This window comes from Citrobacter sp. RHBSTW-00859 (assembly GCF_013729795.1).
GTDB lineage: Bacteria > Pseudomonadota > Gammaproteobacteria > Enterobacterales > Enterobacteriaceae > Citrobacter > Citrobacter braakii.
In genome coordinates, this window is record NZ_CP056284.1 from 3,685,835 (window position 1) to 3,711,413 (window position 25,579).

General features: G+C 51.6%; 24 protein-coding genes. 14 read left to right on the forward strand and 10 right to left on the reverse strand.

Translation table 11 applies throughout. The annotated features are described in order from the left end of the window. Positions 1 to 127: 127 nt before the first annotated feature. The 5 genes from lon to bolA form a co-directional block, all read right to left on the reverse strand. Positions 128 to 2,482 carry an endopeptidase La gene (gene lon, locus HV302_RS18445; protein WP_016152052.1) on the reverse strand — a complete coding sequence of 785 codons (2,355 nt, stop codon included), beginning with the start codon at positions 2,480 to 2,482 and terminating at the stop codon, positions 128 to 130. 184 nt (positions 2,483 to 2,666) lie between these two features. After that, positions 2,667 to 3,941, reverse strand: coding sequence for an ATP-dependent protease ATP-binding subunit ClpX (gene clpX / locus HV302_RS18450; protein WP_003831013.1), 1,275 nt, complete (start codon positions 3,939 to 3,941; stop codon positions 2,667 to 2,669). Between the two features lie 126 nt (positions 3,942 to 4,067). After that, on the reverse strand, positions 4,068 to 4,691 hold the full coding sequence (gene clpP / locus HV302_RS18455) for an ATP-dependent Clp endopeptidase proteolytic subunit ClpP (protein ID WP_003021624.1): 624 nt from the start codon (positions 4,689 to 4,691) through the stop codon (positions 4,068 to 4,070). Positions 4,692 to 4,938: 247 nt separating this feature from the next. Further along, positions 4,939 to 6,237: a trigger factor gene (gene tig / locus HV302_RS18460; RefSeq protein ID WP_003021622.1), complete on the reverse strand. Its 1,299-nt coding sequence runs from the start codon at positions 6,235 to 6,237 to the stop codon at positions 4,939 to 4,941. A gap of 344 nt (positions 6,238 to 6,581) precedes the next feature. Further along, positions 6,582 to 6,899 (reverse strand): transcriptional regulator BolA, encoded by a 318-nt coding sequence (gene bolA / locus HV302_RS18465; RefSeq protein WP_016152051.1) that lies wholly within the window; start codon positions 6,897 to 6,899, stop codon positions 6,582 to 6,584. Between the two features lie 306 nt (positions 6,900 to 7,205). Between bolA and HV302_RS18470 the strand changes: the two genes are divergently transcribed. From HV302_RS18470 to cyoE, 7 genes are all read left to right on the forward strand, one after another. Continuing rightward, positions 7,206 to 7,784 carry a lipoprotein gene (locus HV302_RS18470; RefSeq protein ID WP_016152050.1) on the forward strand — a complete coding sequence of 193 codons (579 nt, stop codon included), beginning with the start codon at positions 7,206 to 7,208 and terminating at the stop codon, positions 7,782 to 7,784. A gap of 44 nt (positions 7,785 to 7,828) precedes the next feature. Beyond that, on the forward strand, positions 7,829 to 9,304 hold the full coding sequence (gene ampG, locus HV302_RS18475; protein WP_047357698.1) for a muropeptide MFS transporter AmpG: 1,476 nt from the start codon (positions 7,829 to 7,831) through the stop codon (positions 9,302 to 9,304). A gap of 459 nt (positions 9,305 to 9,763) precedes the next feature. Continuing rightward, positions 9,764 to 10,711 carry a cytochrome o ubiquinol oxidase subunit II gene (gene cyoA / locus HV302_RS18480; protein ID WP_003847580.1) on the forward strand — a complete coding sequence of 316 codons (948 nt, stop codon included), beginning with the start codon at positions 9,764 to 9,766 and terminating at the stop codon, positions 10,709 to 10,711. A gap of 19 nt (positions 10,712 to 10,730) precedes the next feature. After that, positions 10,731 to 12,722 carry a cytochrome o ubiquinol oxidase subunit I gene (cyoB, locus tag HV302_RS18485; protein WP_003831008.1) on the forward strand — a complete coding sequence of 664 codons (1,992 nt, stop codon included), beginning with the start codon at positions 10,731 to 10,733 and terminating at the stop codon, positions 12,720 to 12,722. Further along, positions 12,712 to 13,326: a cytochrome o ubiquinol oxidase subunit III gene (locus tag HV302_RS18490; protein WP_003831007.1), complete on the forward strand. Its 615-nt coding sequence runs from the start codon at positions 12,712 to 12,714 to the stop codon at positions 13,324 to 13,326. The genes cyoB and HV302_RS18490 overlap by 11 nt, the downstream gene beginning before the upstream one ends. Next, positions 13,326 to 13,655, forward strand: a complete 330-nt coding sequence (locus tag HV302_RS18495; protein WP_003831006.1) for a cytochrome o ubiquinol oxidase subunit IV — start codon at positions 13,326 to 13,328, stop codon at positions 13,653 to 13,655. Before HV302_RS18490 ends, HV302_RS18495 begins: the two co-directional genes overlap by 1 nt. Positions 13,656 to 13,666: 11 nt before the next feature. After that, complete coding sequence (cyoE, locus tag HV302_RS18500) at positions 13,667 to 14,557, forward strand: heme o synthase (protein WP_003831005.1); 891 nt, start codon at positions 13,667 to 13,669, stop codon at positions 14,555 to 14,557. Between the two features lie 59 nt (positions 14,558 to 14,616). Here the strand turns inward: cyoE and HV302_RS18505 are convergent, their stop codons facing one another. The 3 genes from HV302_RS18505 to HV302_RS18515 are packed head-to-tail and all read right to left on the reverse strand — an operon-like array spanning position 14,617 to position 15,889. Beyond that, positions 14,617 to 14,946, reverse strand: coding sequence for a DUF1493 family protein (locus HV302_RS18505; protein ID WP_047357697.1), 330 nt, complete (start codon positions 14,944 to 14,946; stop codon positions 14,617 to 14,619). Beyond that, positions 14,946 to 15,395, reverse strand: coding sequence for an STM2901 family protein (locus tag HV302_RS18510; RefSeq protein ID WP_181626398.1), 450 nt, complete (start codon positions 15,393 to 15,395; stop codon positions 14,946 to 14,948). The genes HV302_RS18505 and HV302_RS18510 overlap by 1 nt, the downstream gene beginning before the upstream one ends. Before the next feature lie 11 nt (positions 15,396 to 15,406). Next, the gene (locus tag HV302_RS18515) at positions 15,407 to 15,889 is read right to left on the reverse strand and encodes an Hcp family type VI secretion system effector (protein WP_047416886.1); all 483 of its coding nucleotides are present in this window, start codon (positions 15,887 to 15,889) and stop codon (positions 15,407 to 15,409) included. 182 nt (positions 15,890 to 16,071) lie between these two features. Here HV302_RS18515 and HV302_RS18520 point away from each other — a divergent pair, with 182 nt between their 5' ends. Continuing rightward, the gene (locus tag HV302_RS18520; protein ID WP_016152045.1) at positions 16,072 to 17,436 is read left to right on the forward strand and encodes an MFS transporter; all 1,365 of its coding nucleotides are present in this window, start codon (positions 16,072 to 16,074) and stop codon (positions 17,434 to 17,436) included. A 94-nt stretch (positions 17,437 to 17,530) separates the two neighbouring features. On the opposite strand, the gene HV302_RS18525 is transcribed toward HV302_RS18520, so the two are convergent. Then, positions 17,531 to 18,022 carry a YajQ family cyclic di-GMP-binding protein gene (locus tag HV302_RS18525; protein ID WP_003831002.1) on the reverse strand — a complete coding sequence of 164 codons (492 nt, stop codon included), beginning with the start codon at positions 18,020 to 18,022 and terminating at the stop codon, positions 17,531 to 17,533. 174 nt (positions 18,023 to 18,196) lie between these two features. On the opposite strand from HV302_RS18525, the gene panE reads away from it, so the two are divergent. From panE to HV302_RS18540, 3 genes are read left to right on the forward strand one after another with little or no spacing between them, the layout of a single operon-like run. Further along, positions 18,197 to 19,108 (forward strand): 2-dehydropantoate 2-reductase, encoded by a 912-nt coding sequence (panE, locus tag HV302_RS18530; protein WP_047416891.1) that lies wholly within the window; start codon positions 18,197 to 18,199, stop codon positions 19,106 to 19,108. Beyond that, a complete protein-coding gene (yajL, locus tag HV302_RS18535; protein ID WP_016152043.1) occupies positions 19,071 to 19,661 on the forward strand; it encodes a protein deglycase YajL in 591 nt (196 codons plus the stop codon). The genes panE and yajL overlap by 38 nt, the downstream gene beginning before the upstream one ends. A gap of 31 nt (positions 19,662 to 19,692) precedes the next feature. Further along, positions 19,693 to 20,772 carry a hypothetical protein gene (locus HV302_RS18540; RefSeq protein WP_181627478.1) on the forward strand — a complete coding sequence of 360 codons (1,080 nt, stop codon included), beginning with the start codon at positions 19,693 to 19,695 and terminating at the stop codon, positions 20,770 to 20,772. 99 nt (positions 20,773 to 20,871) lie between these two features. Here the strand turns inward: HV302_RS18540 and thiI are convergent, their stop codons facing one another. Beyond that, a complete protein-coding gene (gene thiI / locus HV302_RS18545) occupies positions 20,872 to 22,320 on the reverse strand; it encodes a tRNA uracil 4-sulfurtransferase ThiI (protein WP_181626399.1) in 1,449 nt (482 codons plus the stop codon). A gap of 208 nt (positions 22,321 to 22,528) precedes the next feature. Here thiI and xseB point away from each other — a divergent pair, with 208 nt between their 5' ends. Genes xseB through dxs form a run of 3 tightly spaced genes read left to right on the forward strand, consistent with a single transcriptional unit; the run spans position 22,529 to position 25,558 of the window. Beyond that, complete coding sequence (gene xseB, locus HV302_RS18550; RefSeq protein WP_016152040.1) at positions 22,529 to 22,771, forward strand: exodeoxyribonuclease VII small subunit; 243 nt, start codon at positions 22,529 to 22,531, stop codon at positions 22,769 to 22,771. Beyond that, positions 22,772 to 23,671: a (2E,6E)-farnesyl diphosphate synthase gene (ispA, locus tag HV302_RS18555; RefSeq protein WP_016152039.1), complete on the forward strand. Its 900-nt coding sequence runs from the start codon at positions 22,772 to 22,774 to the stop codon at positions 23,669 to 23,671. A gap of 24 nt (positions 23,672 to 23,695) precedes the next feature. Then, positions 23,696 to 25,558: a 1-deoxy-D-xylulose-5-phosphate synthase gene (gene dxs / locus HV302_RS18560; protein ID WP_153690671.1), complete on the forward strand. Its 1,863-nt coding sequence runs from the start codon at positions 23,696 to 23,698 to the stop codon at positions 25,556 to 25,558. Positions 25,559 to 25,579 lie beyond the last annotated feature (21 nt).

Here is a 25,579-nt window from a genome sequence, read left to right on the forward strand (position 1 = left end):
GCCCTTACAACACCCGTTAATGATGGCAAGCCCAATCCGTCATCTAAATTAGCTATACAAAAAAAGGCTGGCAAGTCCGAAATGGCCTGCCAGCCCTGTTTTTATTAGTGCTCTTTGCGCGAGGTCACTATTTTGCGGTCACAACCTGCATTCCGGAGGGCTCATTTTGCAACGCGAGCGTCAGAACCTCCTCAATGCGTTTCACCGGATGGATGTCCAGATCGGCAATTACGTTGTCCGGAATCTCTTCCAGGTCACGTTTGTTTTCGTCTGGAATTAAGACCGTTTTAATACCACCACGGTGTGCTGCCAGCAGTTTTTCTTTCAAACCACCAATAGGCAGAACCTGGCCACGCAGGGTGATCTCGCCGGTCATCGCTACGTCGGCGCGAACCGGGTTACCGGTCAGACAAGAAACCAGCGCGGTACACATGGCAATACCCGCACTTGGACCGTCTTTCGGCGTCGCCCCTTCAGGTACGTGAACGTGGATGTCGCGTTTTTCGTAAAAGTCCGGATTAATGCCCAGTTTTTCCGCGCGCGCGCGCACCACGGTCAGCGCAGCCTGAATGGATTCCTGCATGACTTCACCCAGAGAACCGGTGTAGGTCAGCTTACCTTTACCCGGTACGCAAGCGGTTTCGATGGTCAGCAGATCGCCGCCCACTTCCGTCCATGCCAGACCAGTTACCTGACCAACGCGGTTTTCGTTGTCCGCGCGGCCATAGTCAAAGCGCTGTACGCCCAGGTAGTCGTGCAGATTGTCACCATTGATCTCAATATGTTTCAGCGACTTGTCGAGCAGCAGCTGTTTCACCGCTTTACGGCACAGTTTGGAAATTTCACGCTCCAGACTACGCACGCCAGCTTCACGGGTGTAATAACGAATAATGCCCACAATGGCGCTATCGTCGACCGTCAGCTCGCCTTTTTTCAGCGCGTTACGCTCAATCTGTTTCGGCAACAGGTGACGTTTAGCAATGTTCAGCTTCTCGTCTTCGGTATACCCGGACAGACGGATCACTTCCATACGATCCAGCAACGGTGCGGGAATATTCATGGAGTTAGAGGTCGCAACGAACATCACGTCGCTGAGATCGTAGTCCACTTCCAGGTAGTGATCGCTGAACGCCACGTTCTGCTCTGGATCCAGCACCTCAAGCAGTGCGGAAGCCGGATCGCCACGCATGTCGGAAGACATTTTGTCGATCTCATCAAGCAGGAACAGCGGGTTTTTAACGCCCACTTTAGCCATTTTCTGGATCAGTTTACCCGGCATCGAACCAATATAGGTCCGGCGGTGACCGCGAATTTCAGCTTCATCACGCACGCCGCCCAGCGCCATACGGATGTATTTACGTCCGGTTGCTTTAGCGATGGACTGTCCCAGAGAAGTTTTACCTACCCCCGGCGGCCCAACCAGGCACAGGATCGGCCCCTTGATTTTATTCACACGGCTTTGAACCGCGAGATACTCAAGAATACGGTCTTTGACACGTTCCAGACCGTAATGGTCAGTATCGAGGATTTCCTGAGCCTGACGCAGATCTTTTTTGACCTTGCTACGCGCATTCCACGGCACCTGAACCATCCAGTCGATGTAGCCACGGACTACGGTCGCTTCCGCTGACATCGGAGACATCATTTTCAGCTTCTGCAGTTCTGCTTCCGCTTTCTCTTTTGCCTCTTTCGGCATTTTCGCCGCGTCGATTTTACGCTTCAACGCTTCGTTTTCGTCCGGCGCATCATCCATCTCGCCGAGCTCTTTCTGAATGGCTTTCATCTGCTCGTTCAGATAGTACTCACGCTGGGATTTTTCCATCTGCTTTTTCACGCGGTTGCGAATGCGCTTCTCAACCTGCAGCAGATCGATTTCAGATTCCATCATCGCCATCAGATATTCCAGACGTTCGTTAACGTCGGACATCTCCAGTACGGACTGCTTGTCAGCAAGCTTCAGCGGCATGTGCGCAGCGATGGTGTCCGCCAGACGTGCAGGATCGTCAATGCTGTTCAGCGACGTCAGCACTTCGGGTGGGATTTTCTTGTTCAGCTTGATATAGCCTTCGAACTGGCTGATAGCGGTACGCACCAGCACTTCCTGTTCGCGCTCATCAATAGCAGGCGAGTCAAGGTACTCCGCTTTCGCAGAGAAGTGCTCGCCGTTGTCAGACAGCGCTGAAATACGCGCGCGCTGTAACCCCTCGACCAGCACTTTTACGGTGCCGTCAGGCAGTTTCAGCATCTGCAAAATAGAGGCCACGGTCCCGACGGTGAAAAGATCGTTTACACCCGGCTCATCCGTTGACGCTTCTTTCTGGGCAACCAGCATGATTTTTTTATCATGGTCCATAGCCGCTTCCAGACAACGGATAGATTTTTCCCGCCCTACAAATAAGGGTATGACCATGTGCGGATAAACCACCACATCGCGCAACGGCAATACGGGGATTTCAATGCGTTCAGAACGCTCAGGATTCATAGAGCTCTCTCTTAGTTTAGTTTCCGCCAGGTAATCAGGTGGTACGACTGTGCTCCACACCACCTTTAACATGTATGTCAGTATATGGGGATGTTTCCCACACATTCAACGCCATGTTTACGGAAAAATAAAAGGGGAGATAAAATCCCCCCTTATTAATTAAATGTCTGTATGAATTGATGAATTATTCGCCAGATGCCTGCTGCGCTTCCGGCTTACCGTAAATCAGCAATGGCTTGCTCTGGCCGCCAATCACCGACTCATCGATCACCACTTTTTCTACGTCTTCCATAGAAGGCAGATCGTACATGGTGTCAAGCAGCGCGGCTTCGACGATAGAACGCAGACCACGAGCACCGGTTTTACGTGCCATCGCTTTTTTGGCGATAGCATCCAGCGCTTCCTCACGGAATTCCAGATCAACACCTTCAAGATTGAACAGCGCCTGGTACTGCTTGGTCAGGGCGTTTTTCGGCTCTTTCAGGATCTGGATCAGCGCTTCTTCGCTCAGTTCGCTCAGCGTCGCTACAACCGGCAGACGCCCGATGAATTCAGGGATCAGACCAAATTTGATCAGATCTTCCGGCTCCACCTGCGACAGCAGTTCACCTTCACTGGCTTTATCAGACTGCGCTTTTACCGTTGCGCCAAAACCAATGCCGGAGCCCGTTTCAACACGGTTAGCAATGACTTTATCCAGACCGGCAAAGGCACCGCCACAGATAAACAGGATCTTGGAGGTATCAACCTGCAGGAATTCCTGCTGAGGATGTTTACGCCCTCCCTGCGGTGGAACGGCAGCAACCGTACCTTCGATCAATTTCAACAGCGCCTGCTGTACGCCTTCGCCAGAAACGTCACGGGTAATGGACGGGTTGTCAGACTTACGAGAAATCTTGTCGATTTCATCGATATAGACGATCCCGCGCTGTGCTTTCTGCACGTCGTAATCGCACTTCTGCAGTAGTTTCTGAATAATATTTTCAACATCTTCACCCACATAACCAGCTTCGGTCAGCGTGGTGGCATCGGCCATAGTGAACGGAACGTCCAGCAGGCGTGCCAGCGTTTCAGCCAGCAGCGTTTTACCGGAACCCGTCGGGCCAATCAGCAGGATGTTACTTTTGCCCAACTCGACGCCATTGCTGGTGTCGCCGTTGCGCAGACGTTTGTAATGGTTGTATACCGCGACCGCCAGCACTTTCTTCGCCTGCTCCTGACCGATAACGTAATCGTCCAGGTGGTTGCGAATTTCATGTGGCGTCGGCAGCGCACTGCGTTCACGGTGCGGTGCTACTTCCTTAATCTCTTCGCGAATGATGTCGTTACATAAATCAACACATTCGTCGCAGATATACACGGATGGTCCGGCAATCAGCTTACGCACTTCATGCTGGCTTTTGCCGCAAAAAGAGCAGTACAACAATTTGCCCGAGCCATCTTTGCGTTTATCTGTCATGGGTCAAAACCTCTTCTTTGTTCTTTGTGCCGCACACGACGACGCAAATGCCATTCTCAGGCGCAAGACGCTAGTCAGCGTTGTGCCGCTCCAGGTAATTATAGCGGTACACCTGCGCGCTGGGCATTAATTACGATGGGTCAAAATCGAGTCGACCAGACCGTACTCTACCGCTTCAGAAGCGGAGAGGAAGCGATCGCGCTCGGTATCACGTTCAATCTGCTCAAGAGATTGACCCGTATGATGCGCCATAAGTTCGTTCATGCGCCCTTTTACCTTCAGGATTTCACGGGCATGAATTTCAATATCCGTTGCCTGGCCCTGGTAACCGCCCAGAGGCTGGTGGATCATGACGCGAGAGTTAGGCAGGCAAAAACGTTTACCTTTCGCCCCGGCAGTCAGCAGGAACGCGCCCATTGAGGCCGCCTGGCCCATACAAATGGTGCTGACGTCCGGCTTAATAAACTGCATGGTGTCATAGATAGACATCCCGGCAGTGATCACTCCACCAGGGGAGTTGATGTACAGGTAGATATCTTTTTCTGGGTTTTCTGCTTCCAGGAACAGCATCTGCGCCACGATCAGGTTAGCCATATGGTCTTCGACCTGGCCGGTCAGAAAAATGACGCGTTCCTTAAGTAGACGAGAATAGATATCAAAAGAGCGCTCACCACGTGAGGTCTGTTCAATGACCATCGGCACCAGCGCCATATGGGGTGCAAAGTTATCTCGTTCGCCGCTGTATGACATTTCCGTCTCCTGGATAAAATTTGAAAAAACCTGCTGTGCTGATTGTAACCTTATGGACGGATTATCAGCTAGTCCCTCAGTAATGGGTACGACATCGCCATAATTCAAGCATAACAATCTTTTGTTGTAACGCTAACACTGAAACGCTGTTTTCGCACTCTTCCCATGCAAAATCCGTGACAAAAAAAAACCCGCCACCAAAAGGTGACGGGCTTGCGTACGAAATTCGTGCTAAATAAGAGACGAATTACGCCTGCTGGTTCATCAGCTCGTTGAAGGAAGTGGCTTTTTCAGTCACTTTCGCTTTCGCCAGAACGGCTTCAACAGCCTGCTCTTCCAGAGCGACGTTACGCATGTTGTCCATCAGCTCTTTATTTTTGCTGTAGAACTCAACAACTTCTTTCGGATCTTCGTAAGCAGAAGCCATCTCTTCGATCAGGCCTTTAACGCGATCTTCGTCAGCTTTCAGCTCGTTGGTACGAATCACTTCGCCCAGCAGCAGACCTACAACTACGCGACGCTTAGCCTGTTCTTCGAACAGTTCACGCGGCAGTTCCAGAGCTTGTTTTTCGTTGCCGCCAAAACGCTGTGCAGCCTGACGACGCAGAACGTCGATTTCGCTGTCGATCAGAGCAGCCGGAACGTCGATGTCGTTAGCTTTTACCAGACCTTCGATCGCCTGAGATTTAACGCGGTTACGCACAGCGCCTTTCAGCTCGCGTTCCATGTTTTTACGTACTTCAGCGCGCAGACCCGCTACGGAACCATCTTCAACGCCGAAACGTTTGATGAATTCTTCAGTCAGTTCCGGCAGTTCGCGCTCTTCAACTTTCTTCAGGTTGATAACGAACTTAGCGGCTTTACCTTTCAGGTTTTCAGCGTGGTACTCTTCCGGGAAGGTCACATCGATAGTGAACTCTTCGCCAGCTTTGTGGCCTTTAACGCCTTCTTCAAAGCCTGGGATCATACGACCCTGGCCCATCGCCAGTACGAAGTCAGACGCTTTGCCGCCTTCGAACTCTTCGCCGTCTACAGAGCCGGTGAAGTCGATGGTTACACGGTCTTCTGCATCAGCAGCGCCGTCTTTGTCTTTCCAGGTAGCCTGCTGCTTACGCAGGGTGTCCAGCATCACGTCAACGTCAGCGTCGGTGACTTCAACAACCGGTTTTTCAACTTCGATTGCTTCCAGGCCAGTCAGCTCAACTTCCGGGTAAACTTCGAACTCTACCGCGTAAGTAAAATCTTCACCCAGTTTGTATTCGCCCGGAACGTAGTTCGGTGCGCCAGCCGGATTGATTTTTTCTTTGATGATCGCGTCAACGAAGTTGCGGCTCATCAGGTCGCCCAGAACGTCCTGGCGAACAGACGCGCCATAACGCTGAGCAACAACATTCATCGGTACTTTTCCTTTGCGGAAACCGTCAATACGCACTTTCTTCGCTACGTTGACCAGCTCGCTTTTCACAGCGGTCTCGATGCTGTCAGCAGCGATAGTAATCGTTACACGGCGGCCAAGGCCTTGAGTGGTTTCAACTGAAACTTGCATCTTGTTACCTCAAAAAATCACAGTGCTCGGTCAACTCTTCTCCGCAAGCACAGGTTGTTGGCTTCGCGGAACTGGGATGTTCTCATAAGCAATCACATTCCCTGTCGTCAGAATCATCCCGAAGACATTCCGAAAAATAAGACGCGCATTATAGCGGCATCACTTTTATGAGTCGAGAACGGTTATCGCGCGTTGCTGCGGCTTTTTTCACAATTCCCGGCTAATTTTTGTCTGAATACTGTACGACTGCCCCAGAATTCAGACAAAACAAAACGGCCCGCAGGCCGTTTTCACATAATCTGTAGCAACATACTGGAAAAGCGTCGGTTGTTGCAAATCCGTTTTTACGCGATGCTTCCCGCCCCACGACACGGAGGCGATGCAAAAATCGTATCCTGCAACGCTTCCCACTCCTTAATGGTGTAGGTATGCAGGGCAAGTGCATGAACGGTTGTGGAAAGCTCCACCGTTAAGGTGCTGTAAATCATCCGATGACGATTCAGAAAACGCTCACCTGTAAAGCGATCGCTAACCAGCACAACCTTAAAGTGGCTTTCAGAACCTGCCGGGACATTGTGACGATAGCTTTCATCCACAACTTCGAGGAACACGGGTTGGAACGCTGCCCTTAATTTTTCTTCTATTTGCTCACGAATCATCATGAAGTTTTTCCTCCGACAACGCTGAGATGTCACCCATCCCTTTAAATACTAGCCGCTTTTACCGCTTTCATTACACCTTAGCAACAAAAAATTAGCGTTTGTCTGATTTTCTCAGCCAAATGGATGAAGTTCACTAAATCCTCACTTCGATTTATTGCAAAAAGTCCGTTTATGGTCTCCACAAAGACATAAAACTGACAACACAATGAATTTACATGCGTTACCCACTTCCCCTCATCGTTGGCGATGTTATGATGGCGGGAATTTTCTCCAACCATACAATTTAGATTCGCTGAGAGCCCTGGCATGTTTAAAAAAATCCTCGTCCCGTTTGTCGCGCTGTTTATGTTAGCTGGATGCGCAACGCCGCCGACCACTATTGAAGTTTCCCCGAAAATTACCCTGCCACAGCAGGACCCGAGCCTGATGGGTGTGACCGTTAGCATCAACGGTGCCGACCAGCGTCAGGATCAGGCGCTGGCAAAAGTTACCCGTGACAACCAGCTTGTTACCCTGACCGCGTCCCGCGATCTGCGCTTCCTGCTACAAGAAGTACTGGAAAAACAGATGACCGCACGCGGTTATATGATTGGGCCAAACGGTGCTGTTAACCTGCAAATCATTGTTAGCCAGCTGTATGCAGACGTGTCCCAGGGTAGCGTGCGCTATAACATCGCCACCAAGGCAGACATCGCCATCATTGCGACTGCAGCTAACGGCAACAAGATGACCAAAAACTACCGCGCAAGCTATTCTGTTGAAGGCGCACTGCAGGCCTCTAACAAAAATATCGCTGACGCCGTTAACAGCGTGCTGACCGATACCATCGCTGATATGTCTCAGGACACCAGCGTTCACGATTTCATCAAGCAGAACGCTCGTTAATTTCTGCCCATATGGCCCGGCGTTCGTCGGGCCTATAGAAGCCCATGTCCAGTCATTACTTACGTATTTTTCAGCAACCACGTTCAGCTATCCTGCTCATACTGGGATTCGCCTCCGGTTTACCACTCGCACTGACCTCGGGTACGCTTCAGGCATGGATGACAGTCGAGAATATCGATCTTAAAACTATCGGTTTCTTTTCTCTGGTCGGCCAGGCCTACGTGTTTAAGTTCCTCTGGTCTCCGCTAATGGACCGCTACACGCCGCCGTTTTTAGGTCGACGCCGTGGCTGGCTGTTGGCAACTCAGGTGCTGTTACTGATTTCTATCGCCGCGATGGGCTTTCTGGAGCCTGGCACGCAGCTACGCTGGATGGCCGCGCTTGCGGTGGTGATCGCGTTTTGCTCGGCATCGCAGGATATCGTCTTTGACGCATGGAAAACCGACGTGCTACCCGCCGAAGAACGCGGCACTGGCGCGGCTATCAGCGTGCTGGGCTATCGTTTAGGGATGCTGGTTTCCGGTGGGCTGGCTCTGTGGATGGCCGACCGCTGGCTGGGCTGGCAAGGAATGTACTGGCTGATGGCGGCGCTGCTGATACCTTGCATCATCGCTACCCTGCTAGCGCCCGAACCGACTGATGCCATTCCGGTGCCCAAAACGCTGGAGCAAGCGGTTGTGGCCCCGCTGCGCGACTTCTTTGGTCGTAACAACGCCTGGCTAATTCTGCTGCTTATCGTTCTGTATAAGCTCGGGGATGCCTTTGCCATGAGCCTGACTACAACCTTTTTAATCCGCGGCGTCGGATTTGATGCGGGTGAAGTTGGCGTGGTGAATAAAACGCTCGGACTGCTGGCAACCATCGTTGGCGCGCTGTACGGCGGGATCTTGATGCAACGCCTTTCGCTGTTTCGCGCATTGCTGATTTTCGGCATCCTGCAGGGGGCGTCGAATGCGGGCTACTGGTTATTGTCCATCACTGACAAACACATGTTCAGTATGGCCGCCGCCGTCTTCTTTGAAAACCTGTGTGGTGGCATGGGTACTGCAGCGTTTGTCGCCTTATTAATGACGCTGTGCAATAAGTCCTTCTCAGCGACCCAGTTCGCTCTGCTCTCCGCGCTTTCCGCCGTTGGTCGCGTTTACGTTGGCCCGGTAGCAGGTTGGTTTGTTGAAGCGCACGGGTGGCCAACGTTTTATTTGTTCTCTGTGTTTGCCGCTATCCCCGGCCTCATACTGCTGCTGGTTTGTCGTCAGACTCTGGAACATAGCTGGCAAAATGAGAGCTTCATTCCGCGCACGGAATTTCGTGGTGCGTACAGCCTGGCATTAATGACGTTGGTTGCGGGCTGCTGTCTGCTGGTGGTTTGGCTGCTGCTGTTAACCATGAACGCGCTGGATTACACCCACTTCTCCTTCCTGCCGGAACTGCTGGAAATCTCGGTGGTGGTCGCGGTCTGCGGGGTCGTTTTTGGTGGATTGCTGGATTATCTGGCACTGCGCAAAACCCGCCTGGCGTAAAAATCCACATTAATATCGCCGTTGTAATCACCCTGCGTAATTATAACGGCTAAATAAACAACAATTATTAAAAATATTATTTGTTATTTTGTGCGCCAAAGAATTTGGAAATTATTGACGCCTTTTATATATACTATTTCCCTTACTCGATTCAGCCACTACAGATTTATTTTTTGTTCTGCAATTGTCTTTTTATTGATAATCAATTGTTAAACAATTGTTTTATTTTCGTATTGGTTATACCAATTGCCCTCAGCACGTCTCCCGCTTGCCCGCTTTCGTTATAACGTGATGTTGCAACAGGTTCTTAAAGTCAAAACGACATATATTGCAACATATGTGACATGCCCGGCAGAACCCAGTAGCACAGACCCAAGGATGTTTACAGTAATGTAACCTTCCCGTAAAATGCCCTCACACTTTAAACGCCACCCGGTCCCGTGGAATTGAGGTCGTTAAATGAGACTCAGGAAATACAATAAAAGTTTGGGATGGTTGTCATTAATTGCAGGCACTGCATTACTCAGTGGCTGTAATTCTGCGCTGCTTGACCCTAAAGGACAGATTGGACTGGAACAACGTTCTCTGATACTGACGGCATTTGGCCTGATGTTGATTGTCGTTATTCCTGCCATCTTGATGGCTGTTGGTTTCGCCTGGAAGTATCGTGCAAGCAATAAAGATGCGAAGTACAGCCCGAACTGGTCACACTCCAATAAAGTGGAAGCTGTGGTCTGGACGGTGCCGATCTTAATCATCATTTTCCTTGCAGTACTGACCTGGAAAACTACTCACGCTCTTGAGCCAAGCAAACCGCTGGCGCATGACGAGAAGCCCATTACCATTGAAGTGGTTTCCATGGACTGGAAATGGTTCTTCATCTATCCGGAACAAGGTATCGCTACCGTGAATGAAATCGCCTTCCCGGCGAATACTCCGGTTGAGTTCAAAGTGACGTCCAACTCCGTGATGAACTCCTTCTTTATCCCGCGTCTGGGTAGCCAGATTTATGCCATGGCCGGAATGCAGACTCGACTGCATCTGATCGCCAACGAAGTCGGTACTTATGATGGTATCTCCGCAAGCTATAGCGGACCAGGCTTCTCCGGTATGAAGTTCAAGGCTATCGCAACAAAGGACCGCGCCGAATTCGACCAATGGGTTGCTAAAGCTAAACAGTCCACGAACACCATGAGCGACATGGCTGCGTTCGAAAAAGTGGCTGTGCCAAGCGAATACAACCAGGTGGAATACTTCTCCAACGTGAAACCAGATTTGTTTAAAGACGTTATTAACAAATTTATGGCTCACGGTAAGAGCATGGACATGACCCAACCCGAAGGTGAGCACAGCGCACACGAAGGAATGGAAGGCATGGACATGAGCCACGCGGAATCCGCTCACTAAGGGGCCGAGGAAGAATACGATGTTCGGAAAATTGACGCTGGATGCAGTGCCGTTCCATGAACCAATTGTCATGGTTACGATCGCTGCCATTATCATCGGTGGTGCGGCCTTACTGGGCCTAATCACTTACTTCGGTAAGTGGACCTACCTGTGGAAAGAGTGGCTAACTTCGGTTGACCACAAACGCCTTGGCATCATGTATGTCATTGTCGCAATCGTCATGTTGATTCGTGGCTTTGCCGACGCCATCATGATGCGTAGTCAGCAAGCGCTGGCTTCTGCAGGTGAAGCGGGCTTCCTGCCACCTCACCACTACGACCAGATCTTCACGGCTCACGGCGTGATTATGATCTTCTTCGTGGCAATGCCATTTGTTATCGGTCTGATGAACCTGGTGGTTCCGCTGCAGATCGGCGCACGTGACGTTGCATTCCCGTTCCTGAACAACCTGAGCTTCTGGTTCACCGTTGTCGGCGTAATCCTGGTTAACCTGTCTCTGGGCGTGGGTGAATTCGCACAGACCGGTTGGCTGGCGTACCCGCCACTCTCGGGAATAGAGTACAGTCCAAGCGTCGGGGTCGATTATTGGATATGGGCAGTCCAGTTGTCCGGTATTGGTACAACCCTAACCGGGATCAACTTCTTTGTGACCATCATTAAGATGCGTGCGCCAGGAATGACCATGTTCAAGATGCCGGTATTTAGCTGGGCATCGCTGTGTGCGAACATCCTGATTATCGCGTCTTTCCCAATCCTGACGGTTACCGTCGCGTTGCTGACCCTGGATCGCTATCTGGGCACCCATTTCTTTACCAACGATATGGGCGGCAACATGATGATGTACATCAACCTGATTTGGGCCTGGGGCCATCCGGAAGTGTACATTCTGGTTCTGCCGGTCTTCGGTGTGTTCTCCGAAATCGCTGCAACCTTCTCACGTAAACGTCTGTTTGGTTACACCTCACTGGTGTGGGCAACCGTCTGTATCACCGTTCTGTCGTTCGTTGTTTGGCTGCACCACTTCTTCACCATGGGTGCAGGCGCTAACGTTAACGCCTTCTTCGGTATTACCACCATGATTATCGCCATCCCGACCGGGGTGAAGATCTTCAACTGGCTGTTCACCATGTACCAGGGTCGTATCGTATTCCACTCAGCGATGCTGTGGACGATTGGCTTTATCGTTACCTTCTCAGTCGGCGGCATGACCGGCGTACTGTTGGCGGTTCCGGGTGCGGACTTCGTGCTGCACAACAGTCTGTTCCTGATTGCGCACTTCCATAACGTTATCATCGGCGGCGTCGTATTTGGATGCTTCGCAGGTATGACCTACTGGTGGCCAAAAGCGTTTGGCTTCACGCTGAACGAAACCTGGGGTAAACGCGCATTCTGGTTCTGGATCATCGGCTTCTTCGTGGCGTTTATGCCGCTGTATGTGCTGGGCTTTATGGGGATGACCCGTCGCCTCAGCCAGCAGATTGACCCGCAGTTCCATCCGATGCTGGTCGTTGCCGCCTGCGGTGCCGCGCTGATTGCATTGGGTATCCTGTGCCAGCTGATTCAGATCTTCGTTTCTATTCGCGACCGCGAGCAGAACCGCGACCTGACCGGTGACCCATGGGGTGGTCGTACGCTGGAGTGGGCAACCTCTTCCCCGCCTCCGTTCTACAACTTTGCCGTTGTGCCGCACGTTCACGAGCGTGATGCCTTCTGGGAAATGAAAGAAAAAGGTGAAGCGTACAAGCAGCCTGCGCACTATGAAGAAATTCATATGCCGAAAAACAGCGGTGCCGGTATCGTCATTACCGCTTTCGCAACACTGTTTGGTTTCGCCATGATCTGGCATATCTGGTGGCTGGCGATTGCAAGCTTCGCAGGCATGATCATCAGCTGGATTGTGAAAAGCTTTGATGAAGACGTGGATTACTACGTGCCGGTCCCGGAAGTCGAAAAACTGGAAAACCAGCATTTCGATGAGATTACTAAGGCAGGGCTGAAAAATGGCAACTGATACTTTAACGCACGCGACTGCCCACGCGCACGAACACGGGCACCACGATGCAGGCCAGACCAAGATCTTCGGATTCTGGGTCTACCTGATGAGCGACTGCATTCTGTTCTCTATTCTGTTTGCAACCTATGCCGTTCTGGTGAACGGCACCGCTGGTGGCCCAACAGGTAAGGACATTTTTGAACTGCCGTTCGTTCTGGTTGAAACATTCCTGCTGTTATTCAGCTCTATTACTTACGGCATGGCGGCGATCGCCATGTACAAGAACAACAAGAGCCAGGTTATCTCCTGGCTGGCGTTGACCTTCTTGTTCGGTGCCGGATTCATCGGGATGGAACTCTATGAATTCCATCACCTGATTGTTAACGGTATGGGCCCGGATCGCAGCGGCTTCCTGTCTGCGTTCTTCGCGCTGGTCGGCACGCACGGTCTGCACGTCACCTCCGGTCTTATCTGGATGGCAGTGCTGATGGTGCAAGTTGCTCGTCGCGGCCTGACCAGTACTAACCGTACCCGCATCATGTGCCTGAGCCTGTTCTGGCACTTCCTGGATGTGGTGTGGATCTGTGTGTTCACTGTTGTTTATCTGATGGGGGCGATGTAATGAGTCATTCTAACGAGAGCGGCGGCGCATCCCATGGCAGCGTAAAAACCTACATGACAGGTTTTATCCTGTCGATAATCCTGACGGTTATTCCGTTCTGGATGGTCATGACAGGTTCTGCCTCTCCAGCCGTCATTCTGGGAACTATTCTGGCAATGGCAGTGGTACAGATTCTGGTGCACCTGGTGTGCTTCCTGCACATGAATAGCAAATCTGATGAAGGTTGGAACATGACAGCCTTTGTCTTTACTGTGCTAATCATCGCCATCCTGGTTGTGGGCTCCATCTGGATTATGTGGAACCTTAACTACAACATGATGATGCACTAAGAGCGGCGATTATGATGTTTAAGCAATACCTGCAAGTAACAAAACCAGGCATCATCTTTGGCAACCTGATCTCGGTGATTGGGGGATTCCTGCTGGCCTCGAAAGGCAGCATTGATTATCCCCTGTTTATCTACACGTTGGTTGGGGTGTCACTGGTTGTGGCGTCGGGTTGTGTATTTAACAACTACATCGACAGGGATATCGACAGGAAGATGGAGAGGACCAAAAACCGCGTGCTGGTTAAAGGTCTGATTTCCCCTGCGGTCTCGCTGGTATACGCCACCCTGCTGGGTATTGCTGGCTTTATGCTGCTGTGGTTTGGCGCGAACCCTCTGGCCTGCTGGCTGGGGGTAATGGGCTTCGTGGTCTATGTGGGCGTCTATAGCCTGTACATGAAGCGCCATTCCGTTTATGGCACGCTGATTGGCTCACTCTCCGGCGCTGCGCCGCCGGTGATTGGCTACTGCGCCGTAACCGGTGAGTTCGATAGTGGTGCGCTGATTCTGCTGGCTATTTTCAGTCTGTGGCAGATGCCGCACTCTTACGCGATTGCGATTTTCCGCTTTAAGGATTATCAGGCAGCCAACATCCCGGTACTGCCGGTGGTGAAAGGTATTTCGGTCGCGAAGAACCATATCACGCTGTACATCGTGGCGTTTGCTATCGCCACGCTGATGCTAACCCTGGGCGGCTATGCTGGTTATAAATACCTGATTGTTGCTGCGGCGGTGAGCGTCTGGTGGTTGGGCATGGCGCTGCGCGGTTATAAAGTGGAAGATGACAGGGTCTGGGCACGCAAGCTGTTCGGTTTCTCCATCATCGCCATTACCGCGCTTTCCGTGATGATGTCCGTTGACTTTATGGTGCCAAACTCGCAGAACCTGCTGACTTACGTCTGGTAAAGATCTGCTGATACGAAAAGGGTGCCTCCGGCACCCTTTTTTATTGGCAGGGATGTTATTCAGTCATAAAGCCATTTCCCCGCTTCAGCCGACTCAGCAAACATCCTTACGGTTAGCGGTATGCGTGTTGCTTCCACTTCTTCCCGGTTAGCTTTGAACCATCTAGTGAATAGTGGCAGATTGTGCCATGGATAATAAGGTTTCCAGTTCACACATGATAAATCGACTTTGAACTCTTTCTCATATCGATCCAGAGCACTGTGAAGATCATCACCGGGGGCATCAAACAAATCTGAGTCGAGTTCTAAAGGAACCTCTTTCCAGTTTTCATCCAAATACCCAGGTATTTCTTCCCTGAAAAGCTTTAACACATCGTCTTGAATACTCATTAGAATGATGTCCACTGAATGCGATCTTTAGAGCGAGCAATTAAGTTGTATTTTATCTGAGTCTTTCTGGATACTTGCACAAGTGCATTTACAAGACCAATCCACCCAAGCCAGGGTACATAACGAGCAATCACAGCAGCGAGTTTGTTAGTGCTTTGTACCCTTAACCCCACCGGGGTGGGGACTTTAATACCAAATGGTACCCGCGCATCTTTCAGAAGCATTCTCCCGTATTTGGAAACAACACTTGTTCCTTCAATAGCCCCGTAAGGTTTTTGTCTCGTCTTCAACCAGGGTTGACCAGCCAGAATAGCGGCTCCCGATTCAATACCAATACCTAACTCATCACAAAACTGTTCCAGAAAGATGAGATCGAACAATTCGCCAGCGGACAGATTGCTGTGACCATGATACCAATAGGTTCCATTCGCCTCTTCAGTTGTGTCCATTCTATCCCCCATTATGCCGTCTGCCGGTCATTCCATGCGTCGGTATAGATAATGTTCCCGTCGCAATGCTTCCAGGTGATTTTTTCGTAGCGTAATTCTATGGTTTCAAGATGGTTATTATTCATGTCCTCTGGACCAGCCATCGAGGGAGAAACGGAGACAATCCGCACCCCTTCCAGAAACATATTGAAGTATTCAACTTCCTGACCGGCATCATTGATTTTGTACCAACGAATCTCTGCAGACTTAAGATTCTGACCAGAAGCGACAGCTTTGTATAAATACGGGCTAGAGTAGTCAAACTCTTTGACGATCATCATCGGTGAATGTTGGCGTGTGCCAGTTGGCTTGCCTGTACCGTTATCAGTGGGAATAGACAAATTGTGATGAAAGCCTTTAAATTCAATACTGTATTCTCTTCCCTCTACATCACACCCGCCCTTAATCAGCGCACCACCATCGTCATAAATCCACATATTGCCCGGAATCGCCATTTTCCTTTTCCCTCTTTCCATTAGAAATAACCACAAAAAGACTACACCTGTAATTATCACAAGTAAATTAGTTGCATCTGTAATTATTTCGATTTTCCCACTACACAATTCCACATATCGTAGAGGTTTACCGCACTCCTTCCCCGCTTTACACTAGGCGCGAAATTAATACAGAGGTGGGAATGAACGATTACAAAATGACGCCCGGTGAGTTGCGCGCCACCTGGGGTTTAGGGACCGTATTCTCGTTGCGCATGCTTGGCATGTTTATGGTTCTGCCGGTTCTGACCACGTACGGTATGGCGCTACAGGGTGCCAGTGAAGCGCTAATTGGCCTTGCCATTGGCATTTATGGTCTGGCGCAAGCCGTTTTCCAGATCCCCTTTGGTCTGCTTTCTGACCGAATCGGTCGTAAGCCGCTTATCGTCGGCGGGCTGGCGGTGTTCGTTCTCGGCAGCGTGATTGCCGCCCTCTCCGATTCAATCTGGGGCATTATTCTCGGTCGCGCTTTGCAAGGCTCTGGCGCGATTGCCGCCGCCGTGATGGCGCTGCTTTCCGACTTAACCCGTGAGCAAAACCGTACCAAAGCGATGGCGTTTATCGGCGTCAGCTTTGGTATCACCTTCGCCATTGCGATGGTGCTAGGACCGATCGTTACCCATGCGCTGGGGCTACACGCGCTGTTCTGGATGATTGCGGCTCTTGCAACCACCGGCATCGTGCTAACCATTTGGGTCGTTCCCAATAGCACCAGCCACGTGCTGAACCGCGAATCTGGCATGGTAAAAGGCAGCTTCAGCAAAGTGCTAGCGGAGCCCAAACTGCTCAAGCTCAACTTTGGCATCATGTGTCTGCACATTTTGTTGATGTCCACTTTCGTCGCCTTACCGGGCCAACTGGCGAAAGCCGGTTTCCCCGCCGCAGAACACTGGAAAATTTATCTGGTGACGATGCTGCTGTCCTTTGTTTCCGTGGTGCCGTTCATCATCTACGCAGAAGTGAAGCGGCGGATGAAGCGCGTATTCCTCGCCTGCGTGTTACTGATCCTTATCGCAGAGATTGTATTATGGAGCGCTAACGTGCGTTTTTGGGGGCTGATTGCGGGCGTTCAGATATTCTTCCTCGCCTTCAACCTGATGGAGGCCCTCCTCCCCTCGCTTATCAGCAAAGAGTCTCCGGCTGGCTATAAAGGCACGGCGATGGGCGTTTACTCCACCAGCCAGTTTCTTGGCGTGGCGATTGGCGGTTCGCTCGGCGGTTGGGTGGTCGAAATGTTTGATGGTCAGGCGGTATTCCTGGCCGGCGCGCTTCTGGCGGCAGTTTGGTTGTTGGTGGCAAGCACAATGAAAGAGCCGCCATATGTCAGTAGCCTGCGAGTGGAAATCCCACCTGAGATTGCCGCAGATGACACCCTTAAGCAGCGTCTGCTGGCTAAAGAAGGGATAAGCGAAGTGTTAATTGTAGCGAAAGAGCATTCGGCTTACGTGAAAATCGACAGCAAAGTGACGAATCGATTTGAGGTTGAACAGGCCATCAGCCAGGCGTGAAGAGTGCCAGATGGCGACTATCGTTTGACCCGGCCTACAAATAGCGTGTGCAACCTGTAGGCCGGATAAGCGTAGCGCCATCAGGCATTACGACTTAATCGCGGAAGTTCTTAAACTGGAACGGCTGGCCGAGATCGCCGCCGCGAACCAGCGCCATAACGGATTGCAGATCGTCACGCGCCTTGCCAGTCACGCGGATTTCTTCGCCCTGAATCTGCGCTTGCACCTTCAGTTTGCTGTCTTTGATCAGCTTAACGATTTTCTTTTGCACCGCGCTTTCAATGCCCTGTTTCAGCTTAGCTTCAACAAACCAGGTTTTACCGCTATGCACGAAGGTTTCTGGTACGTCCAACGAAGTGCCTTCAATACCACGTTTCAGCAGCTTGGCACGTAAAATATCCAGCAGCTGATTGACCTGGAAATCAGACTCGCTTAGCACCTTAATCGTCTTATTCGACTCGTTCAGCTCAAAAGTCGCTTCAACGCCACGAAAATCAAAGCGTGACTCCACTTCGCGGCTGGCGTTATCTACCGCGTTACGGGCTTCCTGAAGATCAACTTCAGAAACAATATCGAAAGATGGCATCTTTTCCTCTCCCTTCATTTTTGATGCGAAGCATAATACCTGCAAAGTTACACAACAGACAGCGCTATACTAGGCTGTATCCTTTAATTGTACGTGGTACTGATACCTGCGAACAATAATGGGGTACGGCCGATATGGATTAACACCTGGTGATGTTGCAGGTGAGGAGGAAGAATGAAAATTACCGTACTGGGATGTGGAGCGTTAGGACAGCTTTGGCTAACCACGCTGTGCAAACATGGACATGAGGTTCAGGGGTGGCTACGCGTACCGCAACCCTATTGCAGCGTTAACCTGATCGACACGGATGGGTCAGTATTCAATGAATCCCTGACGGCAAACGACCCCGATTTTTTGGCGAAAAGCGACCTGTTGCTTGTCACTCTGAAAGCCTGGCAGGTTTCTGATGCGGTCAAAGGCCTGGCCTCCATTCTGCCTGACACCACTCCCATTCTGCTGATTCACAACGGTATGGGGACGATTGAAGAGTTGCATAACATTAAGCAACCTCTATTGATGGGCACCACAACCCACGCGGCACGCCGTGACGGCAACGTGATCATTCATGTCGCTCAGGGAACAACAAGGATTGGTCCGGCGCGTGAACAAGACGGTGATTTCAGTTATCTGGCTGAAGTCCTGCAAGAGGTGCTGCCGGACGTCGCCTGGCACAACAATATTCGCGCTGAGTTGTGGCGCAAGCTGGCCGTCAACTGCGTCATTAACCCGCTGACCGCATTATGGGATTGCTCAAATGGAGAGTTACGCCATCATCCTGAAAAAATAGCGCTCATCTGCGAGGAGGTGGCGGCGGTCATTGAACGCGAAGGCCACCACACATCAGCAGATGATTTACGCTATTATGTTGAGCAAGTGATTGACAGTACGGCGGAAAATATCTCATCAATGCTGCAAGACATACATGCCCTGCGCCATACTGAGATCGACTACATTACCGGTTATTTGTTAAAACGCGCCCGCGCGCACGGCATCGCCGTACCGGAAAATGCCCGCCTGTTTGAAATGGTTAAGAGAAAGGAAAGTGAGTATGAGCGCTCAAGCACTGGTATGTCTCGCCCCTGGTAGTGAAGAGACCGAAGCGGTCACCACTATCGATCTGCTGGTTCGCGGCGGAATTAAGGTCACGACCGCCAGCGTTGCCAGCGATGGCGGCCTGACGATCGTGTGCTCACGCGGCGTGAAACTACTGGCGGATGCACCATTAGTGGAAGTTGCTGACGGGGATTTCGACATTATCGTGTTGCCCGGCGGTATTAAAGGCGCCGAGTGTTTTCGCGACAGCCCTCTGCTTGTCGAAACCGTGAAACAGTTTCATCGCTCCGGGCGCATTGTCGCGGCAATTTGCGCCGCTGCCGCCACAGTCCTCGTCCCACACGATATTTTTCCCATCGGTAACATGACCGGTTTTCCGGCGCTGAAAGACAATATTCCCACTGACCAGTGGCAGGATAAGCGCGTCGTATGGGATCCGCGCGTCAATCTGTTAACCAGCCAGGGACCGGGAACCTCAATCGATTTCGGTTTAAAAATCATTGATCTCCTGGTGAGTCGCGAAAAGGCTTACGAAGTGGCATCACAACTGGTGATGGCTGCAGGAATTTATAACTACTACGAGTAATCTTCAGGCCACTCGCATTCAAGGAATTATGATGAAAGGATATCTGAGCGGAGTGGCTTTACTGCTCCTTTCCGGCTACGCCAGTGCGACTCAACTTGAAATTGAGAGCCTTGAGTATCGCTATCCCGCAAGCACTGAGATGCAATATCGCGTGCCGTGGTTTACCTCAACGGATAACCCACAGGTTGCAAAACGCATTAACGATTATATTTTCACAAGCTTTATCAATCAGCTACCGGGAAATAATCCACAAGCGACCGTGAATCAGTTTGCGAAATCAGAGATGAATCCCACCGCAAACCTTGACTACACGGTTGAGTATCGCGACGCCAAAGTGTTGACCCTCAACATGTTTGTCGAAGGCTGCGGGGCGTATTGCGAGTCGTACAATGTACCGATCAGCTTCGATTTAGCCAACGGCGCGACAATTACCCTTAACGACCTCTTTTCCCGCTCCACGATGAACGAGTTGAACACCCGTATCAGAAAAGATATCCGCAGCCAAATTGATACCTTTGTTGCCGCACAGAAATCACAAAAGCCGGAGCAAATAAAAGAAGACGGTGGAGATTCTGGCTTTGCCGAATTCTACGCATCGTGTGCAACCTACACCGACGGTCTGTACTACATCGACAAATTCTCCCTGCAAAAAGACCATCTGGCTTTCCTGAATGGACGTTGTAGCAACCACGCCAATCGCGCGGGTGACGAACTGGGCGATTTCACCACGAAAATCCCGACCGTTGAACTGCATAATCAGGTCACGCCTTACGGCCAGTATCTGACTACCGCAAAGAGAACAACACCGGTTTCGCCAGCGCCCGGCATTGACGGCAAGGTCATGTACGGCACGTTGGGAAAAAGCATGCGTATTGTGTTGAAGGTCGACTGCAAATACGGTGATTTTTTTGAAGGGGCTTACTTTTACCAGAAATTTGGCGCACCGATTGAATTAAACGGTAAATGCGACACAGCCTACAATCAACATTATGTACTGAAGACCTCTGCCGCTGAACAATCGGAAGAGAAGATAACGCTGGAGTTAAAAGACGGCGTCTATCAGGGTGTCTGGGAGTCGAACGGGAAAAAGCTCCCCATCCGTTTTGAATAATATTGTTATATTGCCGGATGGCAGCGTAACCTATTTATCAGGCCTACAAAATATACAGCTTGCAGGCCTGATAAGCGCAGCACCCTCAGGCAAAAGTCACTACGGGCGATATACCTTCACGTTTTCAAAGCCCTGCTCGCGCAGATACAGCGCCTGCAGACGGCTCATCACCCCGCGTTCACACCACAGCAGCCAGGTTTTACTCTGGTCTAGATCGCCGAATTTGGTGCTCAGTTTGTAGAACGGCAGAGAAACGACGTCCACACCGTCAACCTTCAGCGGTTTGTCATCCTGTTCATCCACAGAGCGGATATCCAGAATCACATCGTTCGGGCCGAAGCCGCTCACGGTTTCCACTTCCACCACGGTCTGCTGCGTCTGCTGGGCGATATCACGAATATCGATATTGTTCGCTTCTTCAACCACTTTATCGAGGATAGAGAAATCGAAGTTTTCTTCTTCGGCCTCAATCTTCGCTTTAATCGCTTTCACCGTCGGGCTTTTTGAAATCACACCGCAGTATTCCGGCATGGTACGGGCAAAGTCCTCAGTACCAATTTCACGCGCCAGATTAATGATGTGCTCCTTATCATGGGAGATAAGCGGGCGCAGGATCAGGGTGTCAGAAACGTTATCGATCAGGTGCAGGTTGGTCAGCGTCTGGCTGGACACCTGGCCCAGCGCTTCACCGGTTACCAGCGCCTGTACGCCGTAGCGCTCAGCGACTTTCGACGCTGCACGAACCATCATACGTTTAAGGACCACGCCCATCTGACCGTCGTCGACTTTCTCCAGGATCTCGCCAACCACCGGCTCAAAGTTGATCGCGACAAAACGCACGCGATGCGAGCTACCAAAGCGGTTCCACAGATAATGCGCCACCTGACGAACGCCGATTTCATGCGCTGCGCCGCCGAGATTAAAGAAGCAGTAGTGCACGCGGCAGCCGCGACGCATCAGCATATAGCTGGACACGCCGGAGTCGAAACCACCGGAAATCAGCGACAGTACATCTTCCTGCGTCCCGATCGGGAAACCGCCAATACCTTCATAGCGGCCTTTAACCAGCAGCAGACGGTCGTTTTCGATTTCAAGATTAACCGTCACGTCCGGCTTCGTCAGCTTCACGCGCGCGGATTCAATATGCTGGTTCAGTCCACCGCCAACATAGCGTTCCACCTCAATAGAGCTAAACTCATGCTTACCGCGACGCTTAACGCGTACGCAGAAGGTTTTGCCTTCCAGTTGATCGCGATACTGCACCAGCGCTTTCTCGAAAATATCGTGCATATCGGTAAACGGCACGTCTTCAACTTCGAGAATATGGTGGATCCCCGGAATACGGGTCAGCGCGTCGCGAATATCCAGGCGCTGGCTTTCATCTTTAGCGCGAACCTCAACGTGATCCCAGTGGCGGACAACGGCAAGGTCTTCATCATAGTGCTTTAAAACGTTACGAATGTTCCCTGTCAGAATTTTTATAAAGCGCAAACGCACAGATTGGCTTTTGATGGTGATTTCTGGGAACAATTTAATGATAAACTTCATGGCGGCAATGGTTCTTTGGCAAGTCTGAATGACTTGTAATGGAAAAAAATACAGCAGCCCATACCCTGCGGCTGCATCCAGGCGCGCAAGTATACCACCATCATGGTCATCCTGTGCACATCGCCTTACCATTGTGCGTTATTTGCTTATCAGTGCGAGTCCGTTACCATAGCCTTGTGCTGCCAATACAGAGAGTCAGACATTCATTATGCCGAAGAAAAATGAAGCGCCAGCCAGTTTTGAAACAGCGCTGAGCGACCTGGAACAGATTGTTACCCGTCTGGAAAGCGGCGACCTGCCGCTGGAAGAAGCGCTGAACGAATTTGAACGTGGCGTACAGTTAGCACGTCAGGGACAGGTCAAGTTGCAGCAGGCTGAACAGCGCGTACAAATCCTGCTATCAGATACTGAAGACGCCGCCCTTACGCCTTTCACACCGGATAATGAGTAAATGGATTTTACGCAGCAGCTACAGGCTTGCGTTGAGCAGGCCAACCAGGCACTGAGCCGTTTTATCGCGCCATTGCCCTTTCAGAACACTCCCGTGGTCGAAACCATGCAATATGGCGCATTATTAGGCGGTAAACGTCTGCGCCCGTTTCTGGTGTATGCGACCGGTCAGATGTTTGGCGTCAGCCTGAGTACGCTTGATGCTCCCGCTGCCGCCGTCGAGTGTATCCATGCCTATTCGCTGATGCACGATGACTTACCCGCGATGGACGACGATGACCTGCGCCGCGGTCTGCCGACCTGCCACGTAAAATTTGGCGAGGCGAATGCGATCCTGGCCGGAGATGCGCTACAGACGCTGGCGTTCTCCATTATCAGCGACGCCCCGATGCCGGAAGTTTCTGACCGTGACCGCATCGCGATGATCTCTGAACTGGCCCAGGCCAGCGGTATCGCCGGTATGTGCGGCGGTCAGGCGTTGGATCTGGACGCTGAAGGCCATCAGGTAGAATTGGATGCGCTGGAGCGTATTCACCGCCATAAAACCGGGGCATTGATTCGCGCCGCCGTGCGTCTGGGTGCGTTAAGCGCTGGCGATAAAGGGCGAGAATGCCTGGCAATACTCGACAAGTACGCAGAAAGCATCGGTCTGGCCTTCCAGGTTCAGGATGACATCCTGGATGTGGTAGGCGATACTGCAACATTGGGTAAACGTCAGGGTGCTGACCAGCAGCTTGGCAAAAGTACCTATCCTGCACTTCTGGGTCTTGAGCAAGCCCAGAATAAAGCCCGGGATTTAATTGAGGATGCCCGCCAGTCGCTAAGTTTGCTGGCCGCACAGTCACTCGATACCTCGGCACTGGAAGCGCTAGCGGACTACATAATCCAGCGTGATAAATAAACCAACATATCCCATGAGCTTGCGATGAGTTTTGATATAGCCAAATACCCGACCCTGGCGCTGGTCGACTCCACTCAGGAGTTACGCCTGCTGCCAAAAGAGAGCCTGCCAAAGCTTTGCGACGAACTGCGCCGCTATTTGCTCGACAGCGTAAGCCGTTCCAGCGGGCACTTCGCCTCTGGTCTGGGCACGGTGGAACTCACCGTAGCGCTGCACTACGTCTACAACACCCCGTTTGACCAGTTAATCTGGGATGTGGGACATCAGGCTTACCCGCACAAAATTCTGACCGGCCGCCGCGATAAAATCGGCACCATTCGGCAGAAAGGCGGTTTGCATCCATTCCCATGGCGCGGTGAGAGCGAATATGACGTACTGAGCGTTGGGCACTCCTCAACCTCCATCAGCGCAGGTATCGGTATTGCGGTTGCCGCCGAGAAAGAAGGCAAGGAACGCCGTACCGTTTGTGTGATTGGGGACGGTGCAATCACCGCAGGCATGGCATTTGAAGCGATGAACCACGCGGGTGATATTAAACCCGACATGCTGGTTATCCTCAACGACAACGAAATGTCGATTTCAGAGAACGTCGGCGCGCTGAACAATCACCTGGCGCAACTGCTCTCAGGCAAACTCTACTCCTCGCTGCGCGAAGGCGGGAAGAAAGTGTTCTCCGGTGTACCACCGATTAAAGAACTGCTCAAACGTACCGAAGAGCACATCAAAGGCATGGTTGTGCCGGGTACGCTGTTTGAAGAGCTGGGCTTTAACTATATTGGTCCGGTGGACGGACACGACGTGCTGGGGCTTATCACCACGCTTAAGAACATGCGCGATCTCAAAGGTCCACAGTTCCTGCACATCATGACCAAAAAAGGTCGTGGCTACGAGCCGGCGGAAAAAGATCCGATTACGTTCCACGCGGTACCAAAATTCGATCCATCCAGCGGATGTCTGCCGAAAAGCAGCGGCGGCCTGCCGAGCTATTCAAAAATCTTCGGTGACTGGCTGTGTGAGACCGCGGCGAAAGACAATAAGCTGATGGCGATCACCCCGGCGATGCGCGAAGGCTCCGGTATGGTGGAGTTCTCACGTAAGTTCCCGGACCGCTACTTTGATGTGGCGATTGCCGAGCAGCACGCGGTGACGTTTGCAGCCGGTCTGGCGATTGGCGGTTATAAGCCGGTCGTGGCTATTTACTCCACCTTCCTGCAACGCGCTTACGATCAGGTACTGCATGATGTCGCCATCCAGAAACTGCCGGTCCTGTTCGCCGTCGACCGGGCAGGTATCGTTGGCGCTGATGGACAAACCCACCAAGGGGCGTTCGACCTCTCTTTCCTGCGCTGCATCCCGGAAATGGTCATTATGACCCCAAGCGATGAGAACGAATGTCGCCAGATGCTGTTCACCGGCTATCACTACAACGACGGTCCAACGGTCGTACGTTATCCGCGCGGTAACGCGGTGGGCGTTGAGCTGGCGCCGCTGGAACATCTGCCAATCGGCAAAGGCATCGTGAAGCGTCACGGGGAGAAAGTAGCGATTCTCAACTTCGGCACCCTAATGCCGGAAGCCGCTCAGGTCGCAGAGTCACTGAACGCCACGCTGGTTGATATGCGCTTTGTGAAACCGTTGGATGAAACGTTGATCCTCGAAATGGCAGCCCAACACGAGGTGCTGGTCACCCTCGAAGAGAATGCCATTATGGGCGGCGCTGGTAGCAGCGTAAACGAAGTGCTAATGGCCCATCGCAAGCCTGTTCCGGTGCTGAACATTGGCCTGCCTGACTTCTTCATCCCGCAGGGGACTCAGGACGAGGCTCGCGCCGAACTGGGACTTAATGCCGCCGGAATTGAGGCCAAAATCAAGGCCTGGCTGGCATAATCCCCTCCCCGCTCCTGCTAT